Below are 14169 nucleotides of genomic sequence, written 5' to 3' on the forward strand. Positions count from 1 at the left end.
TGATACGTTGAAGTCTTAGCGACGGGGACGATGTAGGCGTGACCTTCTCCTCTTGTGGGAGAAGGTGTATCGACGCGTCAGCGGCGGGTCGGTTCACGCGTGCGGCGGTGTGGGTGCCAAGCTGGAACACCCCTCATCCGACTTCGCTTCGCTCAGCCACCTTCTCCCACAAGGGGAGAAGGGAAGAACCGCACCTTCCCCGCTTCGTCATCCTCGGGCTCGTTTCCGAGGATCCATGCCGAAACAGGACGAGCCATGTGCAACGGCTGATCGGCACCGTTGGCGATGCGGGAGCGGTCCAGGCATGGATCCTCGGGTCTGCGCCTCCGCTTGCGCTGCGGCTCCGCCCAAGGATGACGAAGGTGTGGGACGGTGGAGTGCGTGGCCTTCTCCCCTTGTGGGAGAAGGTGGATCGACGCGTCAGCGGCGAGACGGATGAGTTTTTGTCCACCGGCATAGCCAAGCTGGAACACCCCTCATCCGACTTCGCTGCGCTCAGCCACCTTCTCCCACAAGGGGAGAAGGGACGAGCGCACGTCACAGATCAAGTTCAGTCTGTGCGCCATAGGCCCTGTTGTACAGCCTCAGAAATTCAGCTTTGCTACTGGAAGCTCTTAATAGGGCCATTACACCCACCAATTGCGCTTTAAAATGTTCGAGACCAATTCCGTCAGTTAGTAGCTGATGGTGACGTTGTTTTCGCTGCCAATTTGAATCGGCGGGATTCCGTTGATCTAAGGCAGGCAAAACGGGCTTGGGAAGATGCTTGTAGATAAGCTGCCGCACAAGCTTACCAGCATAACGTGGACCACGGCTGCCGCTGGTGTACTTCCAGCCATACACCCGAAACAACTCCTTAAAAAAATCGTTCGGCACTGACTTTAACCACGGACGATGTTCAGCACGAACGTAGGCTTCAAGTATGCGCCTTAATTCACCCTCTTCCCGAACTTTCTGAAATCCGGTTGTTTCGTCAACGAGAGCAACGATCCCAACGACAGTTAGACCGGAGAGTATCACCTCGCATTGATGCGCGATGAAAAGCTGCTGTTCTTGCAAAATGCCGAGACGTGCCGCGCTAACAACAGCCTCACAAATGGCAGGTAGCGCCTGAGCCTCAACACCGTAAGCAATGTGCCCGGTAACCGGCTTCCTGAACCGAATTGGCTTTGCGAGTAAATCTCGCACCTGCGTGCTTACGACTCGCGCTAAGCGACTTCCGGAAACAAAGTGCTCAAGCCTTGTCTTCCCTGCAACCATCGACCCGCCTTCAGCAAGGCCGATTGCACGTTGAATGTCAGAGTAAAGGAGAACGCGTCTACCATCATCGAGTACGTAGCACTCAATGAGGATCTCCCCGATCCTCAAGGGCTTTTCGGGGGATCCATGCTTAGTAGAGTAAGTTGCTTCCAACATGTTTTCTGCCTTTATTTGATCATGATCTGTTCCATAAGCAACTTACGGCCAAACTTGGCCGTAAGTATTCCTTTGCCTCAGCTGCAGCCGCTCGTGCTTCCGCACGTATCGCACTTTTCGCAGGTGCCGTTTCGCACCATCGTGAAGTTCTGGCATTCCGAGCAGCAGTTGCCGGTGTAGCCTTGCATCAGGGCCTGGGCGCGGCGTTCGGTGGCGAGCGCTTTGGCGTCGGCGGCGTCCTTGGCGGCGGCGTCGGTGAAGGCGGCGCTGGCGGGGGAGATGTCCGCCTGTGCTTCTTCCTCGAACTCCATCTGCTCGGCCAGATCAGCCTGACGCTCTTCGTAGTCGCGGCGGAAGGCCGAGGGCTCTTCCTGAGCGAGCGTCTTCAGCGCCGTGACGGCCGCACCGATAGCACGCACGTTGGACGTGTTGGCGGCAACCGGCGCGGTGCGGGCAGCAGGCGTTGCCGACGGCGCGGCCGAACCGACTGCGCCCTGCCCGGCTCCGACCGATGCCTTGGAGCCTGCCGAAGCCGAACCCTTGGCGCCGGTCTGCTCAGCCGAGCCACCCGAAACCAGAACCGGCTTGTGGCCGCGCATCAGGCCGCGGGAGTAAGGCGACACCTTGCCCTCGTTGATGCCCTTGCCGAGCGTGGTGTTGGAGAAATCCGACACGTCGACATGCGCAAGATCGTTGCGGCCGAGATAGGAGATCGCCAGCTCGCGGAACACGTAATCGAGGATCGACGTCGCGTTCTTGATCGCGTCGTTGCCCTGCACCATGCCGGCCGGCTCGAAGCGCGTGAAGGTAAAGGCCTCCACGAATTCTTCCAGCGGCACGCCATACTGAAGGCCGATCGAGATCGCGATGGCGAAGTTGTTCATCATCGCGCGGAAGGCAGCACCTTCCTTGTGCATGTCGATGAAGATCTCGCCCAAACGGCCGTCATTGTATTCGCCGGTGTGGACATAAACCTTGTGGCCACCGATGACCGCCTTCTGGGTGTAGCCCTGGCGACGGTTCGGCATCTTTTCGCGATCGCGCACCAGCTTCTCGACGATGCGCTCGACGATCTTCTCGGTGACCTGCGTGGCCTGAGCCGCCGCTGGCGCCTGCAACAGCGCTTCGATCTGCTCTTCGACCTCGTCCTCGTCATCCGAGATCAAGGACGCGTTGAGCGGCTGCGAGAGCTTGGAACCATCGCGGTAAAGCGCGTTGGCCTTGAGCGCCAGCTGCCAGGACAGGAGGTAGGCGTTCTTGCAATCGTCGACGGTGGCGTCGTTCGGCATGTTGATCGTCTTGGAGATCGCACCCGAAATGAACGGCTGGGCCGCCGCCATCATGCGGATGTGGCTTTCCACGCTGAGATAACGCTTGCCGATCTTGCCGCACGGATTGGCGCAATCGAACACCGGAAGATGCTCTTCCTTCAGGAAGGGTGCTCCCTCGAGGGTCATCGCGCCGCAAACATGAACGTTGGCGGCTTCGATGTCCTTGCGGGCAAAGCCCAGCGCCGGAAGCATCTCGAACGAGAAGTCGTTGAGCTGCTCATCCGTGAAGCCGAGCGCTTCCTTGCAGAAGTCTTCGCCGAGCGTCCACTTGTTGAACACGAACTTGATGTCGAAGGCCGACTTGAGGGCTGCGTTGACGGCAGCGATCTTCTCGTCGGTGAAGCCCTTGGCCTTGAGCGAACCGGGGTTCACGCCGGGCGCCTGGTTCAGGTTGCCGTGGCCGACCGCATAAGCCTCGATCTCGGCGATCTGGCTTTCCGAATAGCCGAGCGTGCGCAGCGCTTCCGGAACGGCGCGGTTGATGATCTTGAAGTAACCGCCGCCGGCGAGCTTCTTGAACTTCACGAGCGCGAAATCGGGCTCGATGCCGGTGGTGTCGCAATCCATGACAAGGCCGATCGTGCCGGTCGGCGCGATCACGGTTGCCTGGGCGTTGCGGTAGCCGTGGAATTCACCAAGCGCGATGGCGCGGTCCCAGGCGTCACGAGCACGCTCGGCGAGCTCGGTCTGCTTGAGATCGGAGGCAACCAGCGGAACCGGGTTCACCGACAGCTTTTCGTAGCCGGTGGATTCGCCATAAGTGGCGCGGCGATGGTTGCGCATGACGCGCAGCATGGCTTCGCGGTTGCGGACGTAATCGGGGAAGGCACCGAGTTCGCGCGCCATCTCGGCCGAAGTCTCATAAGCGACGCCGGTCATGATCGAAGTCAGCGAAGCGCAGATCGCGCGGCCTTCCGGCGAGTCGTAGGGAATGCCGGAGGTCATCAGCAGGCCGCCGATATTGGCGAAGCCGAGGCCGAGCGTGCGGTACTCGTAAGACAGGCGGGCAATCTCCTTCGACGGAAACTGCGCCATCATGACCGAGATTTCGAGCACCATCGTCCACAAGCGAACGGTGTGCTCATAAGCCTGCACGGCGATCGTGCCATCTGAATTGCGGTACTGCAGCAGGTTGATGGAGGCCAGATTGCAGGCCGTGTCATCAAGGAACATGTATTCCGAGCACGGGTTCGACGCACGGATCGGACCAGCCGCCGGCGAGGTGTGCCAGTCGTTCATCGTCGAGTTGAAGTGCAGGCCCGGGTCAGCCGACGCCCAGGCGGCGTAGCCGATCTTTTCCCACAGGTCGCGGGCCTTGAGGCTGCGATGAACCTTGCCGTCGGTGCGGCGGATCAGGTTCCACTCGCCATCGGCTTCAACGGCGCGCAGGAAATCATCCTTGAGCGAAACCGAGTTGTTGGAGTTCTGGCCCGAAACGGTGAGGTAGGCTTCCGAATCCCAGTCGGTGTCGAAGGTCTTGAAGTCGATTGCCGTCTGGCCCTGGCGCGCCATCTGGATCACGCGCTTGACGTAGTTTTCCGGCACCGCGTTCTTCTTGGCGGCCTTGATCTCGCGCTTGAGCGCGGGGTTCTTGGCGGGATCGAAGCAATCGCCTTCCGGACCTTCGCAGTTGACGCAGGCCTTGACGATGGCGTCGAGGTGACGCTTGACGATCTTGGAGCCGGTCACGAGCGCCGCGACCTTCTGCTCCTCGTTCACCTTCCAGTCGATATAGGCTTCGATGTCGGGGTGATCGGCATCAACAACCACCATCTTTGCCGCGCGGCGCGTCGTGCCGCCCGACTTGATGGCACCGGCTGCGCGATCGCCGATCTTGAGGAAGGACATCAGGCCCGACGACTTGCCGCCGCCCGACAGGCGCTCGCCTTCGCCGCGCAGATGGGAGAAGTTCGAGCCAGTGCCCGAGCCATACTTGAACAGGCGCGCTTCACGCACCCACAGATCCATGATGCCGCCTTCGTTGACGAGATCATCGCCCACGCCCTGAATGAAGCAGGCATGCGGCTGCGGGTGTTCGTAGGACGACTTGGACTTGGTCAGCTTGCCCGTGAACGGGTCGACATAATAATGGCCCTGCCCCGGACCATCGATGCCATAGGCCCAATGCAAGCCGGTGTTGAACCACTGCGGGCTGTTCGGCGCAACGCGCTGGGTGGCGAGCATGTAGGCGAGTTCATCGCGGAAGGTGGCCGCGTCGTCTTCGGACGCGAAATAGCCGCCCTTCCAGCCCCAATAGGTCCAGGTGCCGGCCAGACGATCGAACACCTGGCGCGCATCGGTTTCGGAGCCATAACGCTCGTCTTCCGGCAGTTCGGCCAAGGCGTCGAGATCGGCGGTCGAGCGCCACAAGAAGGACGGAACGTCGTTTTCCTCGACCTTCTTCAGGCGAGCCGGAACGCCGGCCTTGCGGAAATACTTCTGCGCCAGAATGTCGGCCGCGACCTGGCTGAACTGCGCGGGCACGTCGATGTCGTCGAGGCGGAAAACGATCGAACCATCGGGGTTCTTGATTTCCGAAAGCGCTTTGCGGAACGCGATCTCCGCATAAGCGGACTGACCGGGCTTGGTGAAATGCCGTGCAATGCGCATCGTTCGTCCCTTCGACGTCGTCGTCTAGATATGGGGCCCGTTGTCCGGCTTGGCGCCGCAAACGATCAAGGCCACCCTTTGATCCCGAACCGGCATCGCTGCCGATCCATCTCACCCAATGCGCGAAGCCTCGCTTCACGCGCACAACTGAACTCTCTGGCAAACCAGCCACGGCTTTCAAGCGCTAGGGAGCGATTCCCCTCGGCACCGATGCCATGGCGATCATCTAGTGGATGATCGCTACAGAGTACACCACATATAGTGTTTTCAACTGGTAAATGCGACTTACCGTCGGTTCTTTGAACGCACCGAAACATACACCGTACTGCTACCCATACGGTTGCTGCCGTGCTCCATCTAATGAGCTATTTCAGACTTGTGGACGGACCAACAAACGAGGCCAGTCACGCCATTTACGCAAGCGCATGAATCATTAAGCACCCCCTTCGCAGGCACGGTCAACGATTCGTTTCCGGCAAATAGCCGGCACAAGATATTGATCAAAAGAGTGTGGATAACGGGGATGCTTGCTCCATCCCGCTTGGCTCCAACGGCAGCTCAAGCCGGCGGCCGGGAAAAGCCAGCCGCTTCAAATCTTTGCTGGAGCGACTTCCCAAAACGGGCTCGCCGGGACACAACCAGAAGATGTTTTGCCAATGCAATCACAACCCGGCATTCCCCCAAACCTCCCGTAGCCGGGTTGAACGATCCTCGGCCTATGGCATCGCGGTTCTGCTGGCGCTCGTTCTGGTGATCTACCTTTATCCCGCGTCTTTCGTGCTCGGCACAAGCGGCTCCTTCGATCAGGGTGATTCGCCTCAACATGTCAGCGGATGGCTGCTGTTTGCCGCTGACGACTGGCGCTTTCCGCTTCTTCTGACGCAAAGGTTTGCGCCCCCGGAAGGGTTGCCGATCTTCCTGACCGACAGCATTCCGCTGGCGGCACTCGTGTTCAAACCCTTTGCCCCGCTGCTGCCGGAAGGCTTTCATTATCTTGGGCTTTGGCATGTCGGCTTGCGGTTCGGGCAAGCCCTGGCAGCGGTTTATCTGGTCCGCGCTCTCGGCGCGCGTGACGCGCTCAGTGCGTTTGCGGCCGTGGGCCTTGCGCTGCTTTGGCCAGCCAACCTGGCGCGCATCGAGCACACGGCGCTCGGCACGCATTGGCTGCTTCTGCTTGGGCTCGGGCATTATTTCCGCGCGCGTCACTGGTCCGTCTTCAAGGCCGCAACGATCTTCACTGTGACGACGAGCGCTGCCCTGCTCGTCCACCCCTATCTTCTGGCCATGATCCTGCCCATCCAGATCGCCGAGGCGGTGGACAGGAGTTGGCGTATTCGCAAATGGCGGAAGCCGGCGACCGGTTTGGCAGCAAGCCTGGTCTGGCTTGCAGCGCTGGCTTTCGTGATGGGGTATTTCACCGCTGGCTCCAATCTCGACGGCGGGTTCGAGATCTATTCCATGAACCTGCTCGCGCCGTTTTGCGGCGGCGACATTCTCCGTTGCATCGTTCCGGATCCAACCGGTGGTCAGCGGGAAGGCTTCAACTATTTGGGATTGGGGGTCCTGATCGCGATCACTGGTGCATGCATCCTCTCATGGCGGCATGCCGGATCAGCGTTACGCGCGCATCCCGCGCTTGCCTGCATCATGATCGGCTTCGTGATCTATGCTTTGTCGAGCCGGGTGTGGCTCGGCGACTGGAAGCTGTTGAGCTACAAGATTCCCTATCCTACCACGGTGCTGACGGAGACGTTCCGCTCATCCGGGCGCTTCTTCTGGCCGGTCGGCTTGCTCCTGATGGCGACGGCCGTAGCGACCTTGGCGCGAAGCGGACGACGCTGGATGCCGGCCCTGCTGGTCGGCCTCGTCGTTGTTCAAGCCGTCGATACGCGATCCCTGCTGCAAAGCGTGCAAGCGCATGCCAGCCAGCCACCCTTGTACGACTTCAGCCAGTGGCGCGCAGCGCTGCCCGCCATTCAAGCGATAGAGGTGTACCCGGCGTTCGGCTGCCCGGAGTTGACGAAACAGCCCTATTCCTTCATGCAGCGTCTAGCTGGTGAGATCGGTGCGACGATCAACACCGGTTATCTGGCGCGATCAAACAACACCTGCGAAGCGGTGGTCGATCACCAGCCACAGCCACTCGCTGCCGGTCGCTTGCTTGTTTCTTTTGCCGATGCCGGACGCTTCCCACAGCCCGCCATCATCTCCCAAGCCATCGCAGCCGGCTCCTGCCGCACGATCACCCTTCGCGATCAGGCCGTCCTCATGTGCAGCAACGATCCCGGCGTGAACTGGGATGCACTCGGGTCCATCGTGCAGCCTGCACGCCCTTGAAGCCTCAGGCTGCTTGGCGCTCAACCGCTGTTGGCGAGAAAGCGTGGATCATGGCGGCGAGTTCGGGTTCGCGGACGTTTGCGGCGGCTTGTGTTTGGCTCATCCAGCGGCGCTCTCGCTGATTGCGCTCGCGCCAGGTCTTGGCGACGGCCTGCACGGCGAGCGGATAGACCTGAACCTCGTAGGAGATGGAGCGGTCGGATCGCTTCTCATACCGGTAAGAGCCGAGTGTCTGCTGCGCAATCGTGCCGGTGATGCCGGCCTCTTCGCCGGCTTCGCGCGCCGCAGCATCGCACAAGGCTTCGCCGGGTTTGGGCCAGCCTTTCGGCAGGATCCAGCGACCGGAGCCGCGGCTGGTGACCAGCATGATCTCGATTTCGCCACCTGAGCGACGCCACGGCAAGGCTGCGACCTGAAGCCGGTGTGCCCGGCCACCGAACAAACGCTGCCACTGCATCATCAGAAAGTGCCTCGCTCTCGCTGCCGGCATTGCTGTCTCTTTCCAGGCTTCAGCGGAACGCTCGGGCTCGGATATGAACCTTGCATCTGGCGTTTCAACTGGGCGTGCCGCATGAACGGCGTGCGGACCACGAGGATGGGCGCAGCCAGCTTGTGCGTGGCTGATGTGACTGCACACCGGGAGAGATGATGCCGACGATCCTGCTTTACGGCCTGGCTGCTGCAGCCGAGATTGCCGGCTGCTTCGCGTTCTTCGCCTGGTGGCGGCTGGACAAGTCCGCGTTGTGGCTCGTGCCGGGCCTGGGATCGCTGATCGCGTTCGCGCTCTTGCTGTCGCTGGTTGACAGCCCGGCTGCCGGGCGCACCTATGCCGCCTATGGCGGGATCTATATCGCGGCGTCGTTGATGTGGCTTTGGCTGGCGGAAGGCTTCCGGCCCGACCGCTTCGATCTCGCCGGTGCTGCTATCTGCCTGGTGGGAGCGGCGGTGATCATTGCCGCTCCGCGCTGAAGGACTTTAGCCGAACTGGCCTTCGGCGATCGGCTTCTGGAACGTAAAGCCCATATCCCACGGGAAGAAGATCCAGGTGTCCTGCGACACTTCCGTCACGAACGTATCGACCAGCGGGCGACCCATCGGCTTGGCATACATGGCCGCGAAATGCGCCTTGGGCAGCATGGCGCGCACAACGGCTGCGGTCTTGCCGGTGTCGGTGAGGTCATCAACGATCAGAACATCGGCGCCTTCGTTGGCGCGCAGTTCCGGCGCGATTTCCTTCAGGACCTGCATTTCGCCCTGGTCCTTGTATTCGTGGTAGGATGCCACGCAGACCGTTTCGAGCACGCGAATGCCGAGCTCGCGGGCAATCACCGCCGCCGGCACGAGACCGCCGCGCGTGATGCAGACGATGGCCTTCCACTGATCCTTGTGGGCCGACAAGCGCCAGGCGAGCGCACGGGCATCACGGTGGAACTGATCCCAGGTAACGGGGAAGGCTTTTTCCGGCAGGGACATGGCGCGCGGGCTCCAGGCAAGTTGGGTGCGCGGGGTTAGCCGCAAAACACGGGATGAAGCAAGAGCTAGGCTGTTTTTGCCACCAGCTGATCCACCATTTCGGCGATTTCGGCACGCACGGTTTCCAGAACGCCCGCGTCGCGCGCACGCACCACCAGTTCGGTATAGAAGCCGCCATTCTCGCCGCTCTTGGGATAAGAGCCGATGATTGTGTCGGGATGCGCCTTCTGGATCGCGCCCAAGGGACCGCCGATCGTGCCTTCGCCGAGCGGACAATGCACGGTGGCTGACAAGAGCTTGGTGCCGGTCTTCAGCGTCGGGACCACATTGTCCAGCATGGCCTGGAAGATCGACGGCACGCCGGCCATGACATGCACGTTCTCAACGATGAAGCCGGGCGCCAGCGACACGGGATTATCGATATGCGTGGCGCCGACCGGCATGCGCGCCATCCGCATGCGCGCTTCGCTGAACTCGAAGCCGCGGGCAGCGTAATGCTTTTCGAGCATCGCATATGCCTTCGGGTCGTAGTCGCACGGCAGGCCGAACGCCTTGGCGATCGAGTCGGCCGTGATGTCGTCATGCGTCGGGCCGATGCCGCCGGTGGTGAAAAGATAGGTGTAGCGGGCCCGCAAGGCGTTCACGGCGGCAACGATCTCATCTTCTTCGTCGGGCACGATGCGCACTTCCTTGAGGTCGATGCCGACCGCCGTCAGGATGTCGGCGAGATGGCCGATATTCTTGTCCTTGGTGCGCCCGGACAGAATTTCATCGCCGATCACGATCATGGCGGCGGTCACGAGGTCGGTCATACGGGCGCTCTCCTGGCTGGTGGCAGAGGTGTAGGCGCGTGGCGGGCCGCCCGCAATATGCTTGTTCCGGTGAACGATGTGTCGGCACACTGGGTGCTTTCATCGAACGGTGAGAAACTTATCTTATTGTCTTTGACGATGCCGGACGAGCCGGCGCCGAATGCGAAGGAGCCGATCATGGCAAAGGTACTTGTTCTTTATTACTCGAGCTGGGGCCACATGGAGCAGATGGCCAAGGCCGCTGCCGAAGGCGCACGCCAGGCCGGCGCTGAAGTCACGCTCAAGCGTGTTGCCGAGTTGGTGCCGACCGAGGTGGCGCAGGCCGCTCATTACAAGCTCGATCAGGACGCGCCGATCGCCGATCCGCTCGAACTGGAAAACTACGACGCGATCATCGTCGGCGCTTCGACGCGCTACGGCGCAATGGCTGCGCAGCTGAAGAACTTCTTCGACCAAACCGGCCCGCTCTGGGCGCGCGGCGCGCTGCTCAACAAGGTTGGCTCAGTGATGGTGTCGACCGCTTCGCAGCATGGCGGTGCGGAAATCGCGCTGATCAGCACGCAGATCCATCTCCAGCATCACGGCATGGTCATCGTTCCCCTGTCCTATGCCTATCAGGGTCAGCTCGGCAACGACGTGGTTCGTGGCGGCGCGCCTTACGGCATGACCACGACGTCGGATGGCGACGGTTCGCGCATGCCATCGGCGCAGGAACTGGAAGGCGCAACGTTCCAGGGCAAGCGCGTGGCTGAAATCGCCGCCAAGCTGCACGGCTGAGCGACCAGCTTCTGATTGCGGACGCGGGCGGCCATGTGCCGCCCGTTTTCGTTTCCGGCCTTGTCGCTGGGGAGCCGCTGTTTACATGACACGCGAACCGAGCCGCTGGGGAAATGCCTGATGCCTGTGCTGACACTTGTCCTGATCTGCGGCGGCGTGCTTGTGGCCGCAGTCGTGGGAATCATCCTGTGGGGCTGGTTGTCCACGCGGCGCATCGCGGCGCAAGCCGAACGCATGGTGCCGCCGCTCGGCAAGTTCATCGAGATCAACGGCAGCCGCATCCATTATTACGAGGTCGGCGAAGGCGAACCGATCGTGATGATCCATGGTCTGGGCGGGCATTACCATCAATTCCGCCAGCCGCTGATGGAGGCGATCGGGCCGGGATACCGCATGATCGCGCTTGATCGCGAAGGCTCCGGCCATTCCACGCGCGCCGATGGACGAACGGGGCGCCTGCCGGAACAAGCAGCGCTCATCAAGGCGTTCATCGACGCGATGAAGCTCGACCGCCCTATGCTGGTCGGTCATTCGCTCGGCGGTGCGGTGGCGCTGCAAACGGCGGTGGATTATCCCGAAAGCGTATCCGGTGTCGCTCTGCTTTCGCCACTGACGCAGATGATGGACGCGCTAAACCCGGAGTTCCGGCGGCTGTATCTGCCCTCGCCGCTGATCCGCCGTTTCCTGTCGCACACTTTTGCCGTGCCGCTGGCGTTGCGCAATGGCGATCGGGTTATGCGCTTCGTGTTCGGGCCGAACACCCCGCCGGAGGATTTTGCGATCGAAGGCGGCGGGATGCTCAGCCTGCGTCCCGGCCATTTCTACGCGACGGCGAGCGACCTCGTCGCCATTCCGCTCGATCTCGCGCAACTGCAGGCACGCTACGGATCGTTGAAGATGCCGGTGGGCGTGCTTTATGGCCGAGGCGATCAGGTGCTCGATTATCGCATTCATGGCGAGCGGATGCTGGATCAGGTGCCGAACCTCGATCTCGAACTGATCGATGGCGTCGGTCACATGCCGCAATATGCCGAAACGAACCGCGTCGCCGCCTTCATCCGCCGTATCGCCGAACGGGCTTTTGCAGTTGATCGCAGCGTGGCGGTAGGCTAGCCAGACGGTGATGTGGGCGTGGCGGAATTGGTAGACGCAAGGGACTTAAAATCCCTCGATCCTGGATCGTACGGGTTCGATTCCCGTCGCCCACACCAGCCTGGATCAGTTGAAGCTCTTCTTCGCTGCCATGGCATCAACCGACGCGTCGCTGATCTGTCGCGCTCCGTTCCGACGAAACAGCCGAGGCAATCATCATGAAAACCAAACTCTTTCAGCCGGATGCACGTGTTCGCTCGGACGAGCACAAGAGGATCTACGCTCTCTATGAACTCGCCTACACGATCGTCGATGTGGGTGCAGCCGTGGCTTTCGTGATCGGCAGCTTCTTGTTTCTCAGCGAGAAGACTCAGACCGCCGGCACCTGGTTCTTCATCGTCGGCTCATTTCTGTTTCTCGCCAAGCCGGCCATCCGCTTCAAGCGGGAACTGAAGCTCCTGTCGCTGGGAAAAACAACGAAACTGGCAAAGCGCGACGGCTGGTCGAAGAAGCAATCCGGCAAGTAAGCCGCCAACAGTCAGCTGGCAATCCGGCTGATGATGTAGGTGTCCATGATCCAGCCATGCACCGCGCGGGCTTGTTCGCGGCGCGTGACGATCTCGTCTGACACGTCAGCAAGCGGCCCCTCGATCAGAACCTCATCCGGCGTTCCGAGATACGCGCCCCAGTGGATCCGGTAGCCGTCGGCATCCAGATGGCGGAAGGAGCATTCGCCGTCGAGCATGACGACAACCGTGTCGGCTCCGGTTGGAAAGCCTTCGCGCAAACGCCGACCTGTGGTGATGACGACGGGATCACCGATCCTGTTCAAGGGGATGCGGTGGCTGGCGCAGAGCTGCTGAATGCTGGTGACGCCCGGAATGACATCAATGGCCAGCTCGAAGGATGCGATGCGCTTCAGCCGCTCTATGATGCGCAAGGTGCTGTCGTAAAGCGACGGATCGCCCCAGACGAGGAAAGCTGCAGCGCCCTCTTCCGCCGTTTCCGCCTTCAGCAGATCAGCATAGCTTCGGGCGATCGCCTCATGCCAATCGTCCACGCCCTGCCTGTACTCGCCGGACTGGTCGCGCACCGGCAGGTCGAACTCGACGATGCGTGTCTTTGCATTGGTGATGAAGCGGACGCAGATCTGACGCCGGACCTCGGCGAGATCATCCTTGGCCTCGCCCTTGCGCGGGATCAGCACGACATCGGCGCAGTTGAGCGCGTTGATCGCCTGCACGGTCAGATGTTCGGGATTGCCAGTGCCGATGCCGATCACGAGAAGCTTGCGCATGGGGATCAGCCGTCCGACACGCCGGCTTCGGCAAAGGTCGCCATGCCGTTGTGGCAGGCGATCGCGCCGCGCAGGATATTGACCGCCAGGCAGGCGCCGGACGCTTCGCCAAGCCGCATGTTGAGGTCGAGCAATGGCGTGAGGTGCAGGGCTTCCAGCAGGCGACGATGCCCGGCTTCGGCCGAAACATGCGCAGACCAGGTATGGTCGAGACCATGTGCATCGAGCTTCGCCAGCGGCAGGGCTGCGGCGGTGGAGACGAAACCATCGAGCAGAACGGAAACCTGGGCATGACGGGCAGCGAGGATCGCGCCGAACATGGCGGCCAGTTCGCGGCCGCCGACGCGACGCAGGGCTTCGATCGGATCGCCAAGCGCTTCGCCGTGGCAGGTCTTGGCGTCATCGACGGCAGACGCCTTGCGCGACAGACCTTCATCATCGACGCCGGTGCCGCGCCCGACCCAATCCGCACCCTCGCCGCCAAGCAGTGCGCAACATAAGGCCGCTGCTACGGTGGTGTTGCCGATGCCCATTTCGCCGAGCACCACAAGATCCGGCCGATCCTTGATGGCCTCATAGCCGGTACTGACGGCTTGGAGAAAGGCGTCCTCATCCATGGCGGGCGCAATGGTGAAGTCCACCGTGGGCTGGTCGATGTGCAGCGGGATCACAGTCAGATTGGCGCCGACCTGGCGCGCGAGCTGGTTGATGGCTGCACCGCCATGCTCGAAATTGGCCACCATCTGCGCGGTGACTTCGGCCGGAAAGGCCGACACGCCGCGATTGGTGACGCCGTGCGAGCCGGCGAACACGAAGACCTCGACGCGGTCGAGCTTCGGTTTTTCCCGCCCCTGCCAGCCAGCCAGCCAAACCGCGAGATCCTCCAGCCTGCCGAGGCTGCCTGGTGGCTTGGTGAGAATGCCTTGCCGATCGCGCGCCTGATCGGCTGAGGTGTCATTCGCCTTCGGCAGGTCGCGACAAGCGGAGCGGAGTTGGTCGATCGAGGTGAAGCGGGTCATCGAAA

General features: G+C 61.5%; 12 protein-coding genes and 1 tRNA gene. 6 read left to right on the forward strand and 7 right to left on the reverse strand.

The window, feature by feature from the left end; translation table 11 throughout:
* Positions 1-537 precede the first annotated feature (537 nt).
* Positions 538-1416 carry a P63C domain-containing protein gene (locus JYU29_RS07710; RefSeq protein WP_213984079.1) on the reverse strand — a complete coding sequence of 293 codons (879 nt, stop codon included), beginning with the start codon at positions 1414-1416 and terminating at the stop codon, positions 538-540.
* 77 nt (positions 1417-1493) lie between these two features.
* Positions 1494-5357 (reverse strand): vitamin B12-dependent ribonucleotide reductase, encoded by a 3864-nt coding sequence (locus JYU29_RS07715; protein WP_213984080.1) that lies wholly within the window; start codon positions 5355-5357, stop codon positions 1494-1496.
* Positions 5358-6002: 645 nt separating this feature from the next.
* On the opposite strand from JYU29_RS07715, the gene JYU29_RS07720 reads away from it, so the two are divergent.
* On the forward strand, positions 6003-7694 hold the full coding sequence (locus tag JYU29_RS07720; protein ID WP_213984081.1) for a DUF6311 domain-containing protein: 1692 nt from the start codon (positions 6003-6005) through the stop codon (positions 7692-7694).
* 4 nt (positions 7695-7698) lie between these two features.
* Here the strand turns inward: JYU29_RS07720 and JYU29_RS07725 are convergent, their stop codons facing one another.
* Entirely contained in the window at positions 7699-8154 is a 456-nt protein-coding gene (locus JYU29_RS07725; protein ID WP_250157209.1) for an NUDIX hydrolase, read from the reverse strand.
* Positions 8155-8339: 185 nt separating this feature from the next.
* Between JYU29_RS07725 and JYU29_RS07730 the strand changes: the two genes are divergently transcribed.
* On the forward strand, positions 8340-8663 hold the full coding sequence (locus tag JYU29_RS07730; protein ID WP_213984083.1) for a YnfA family protein: 324 nt from the start codon (positions 8340-8342) through the stop codon (positions 8661-8663).
* A 6-nt stretch (positions 8664-8669) separates the two neighbouring features.
* Here JYU29_RS07730 and gpt read toward each other — a convergent pair whose 3' ends face one another.
* Both gpt and JYU29_RS07740 read right to left on the reverse strand, forming a co-directional pair.
* Entirely contained in the window at positions 8670-9167 is a 498-nt protein-coding gene (gene gpt, locus JYU29_RS07735) for a xanthine phosphoribosyltransferase (protein WP_213984084.1), read from the reverse strand.
* Positions 9168-9232: 65 nt separating this feature from the next.
* On the reverse strand, positions 9233-9979 hold the full coding sequence (locus JYU29_RS07740; RefSeq protein WP_213984085.1) for a competence/damage-inducible protein A: 747 nt from the start codon (positions 9977-9979) through the stop codon (positions 9233-9235).
* A 177-nt stretch (positions 9980-10156) separates the two neighbouring features.
* Here JYU29_RS07740 and wrbA point away from each other — a divergent pair, with 177 nt between their 5' ends.
* The 4 genes from wrbA (at position 10157) to JYU29_RS07760 (ending at position 12375) form a co-directional block, all read left to right on the forward strand.
* A complete protein-coding gene (wrbA, locus tag JYU29_RS07745; protein WP_213984086.1) occupies positions 10157-10756 on the forward strand; it encodes an NAD(P)H:quinone oxidoreductase in 600 nt (199 codons plus the stop codon).
* 120 nt (positions 10757-10876) lie between these two features.
* Entirely contained in the window at positions 10877-11869 is a 993-nt protein-coding gene (locus JYU29_RS07750) for an alpha/beta fold hydrolase (RefSeq protein ID WP_213984087.1), read from the forward strand.
* A 12-nt stretch (positions 11870-11881) separates the two neighbouring features.
* A tRNA-Leu gene (locus JYU29_RS07755) sits at positions 11882-11967 on the forward strand.
* Between the two features lie 99 nt (positions 11968-12066).
* Entirely contained in the window at positions 12067-12375 is a 309-nt protein-coding gene (locus JYU29_RS07760; RefSeq protein WP_213984088.1) for a YrhK family protein, read from the forward strand.
* An 11-nt stretch (positions 12376-12386) separates the two neighbouring features.
* On the opposite strand, the gene cobF is transcribed toward JYU29_RS07760, so the two are convergent.
* Positions 12387-13145 carry a precorrin-6A synthase (deacetylating) gene (cobF, locus tag JYU29_RS07765; protein ID WP_213984089.1) on the reverse strand — a complete coding sequence of 253 codons (759 nt, stop codon included), beginning with the start codon at positions 13143-13145 and terminating at the stop codon, positions 12387-12389.
* A 5-nt stretch (positions 13146-13150) separates the two neighbouring features.
* On the reverse strand, positions 13151-14164 hold the full coding sequence (gene cobT, locus JYU29_RS07770; RefSeq protein WP_213984090.1) for a nicotinate-nucleotide--dimethylbenzimidazole phosphoribosyltransferase: 1014 nt from the start codon (positions 14162-14164) through the stop codon (positions 13151-13153).
* Positions 14165-14169 lie beyond the last annotated feature (5 nt).

The sequence above is a fragment of the Tianweitania aestuarii genome, from assembly GCF_018457165.1.
GTDB lineage: Bacteria > Pseudomonadota > Alphaproteobacteria > Rhizobiales > Rhizobiaceae > Tianweitania > Tianweitania aestuarii.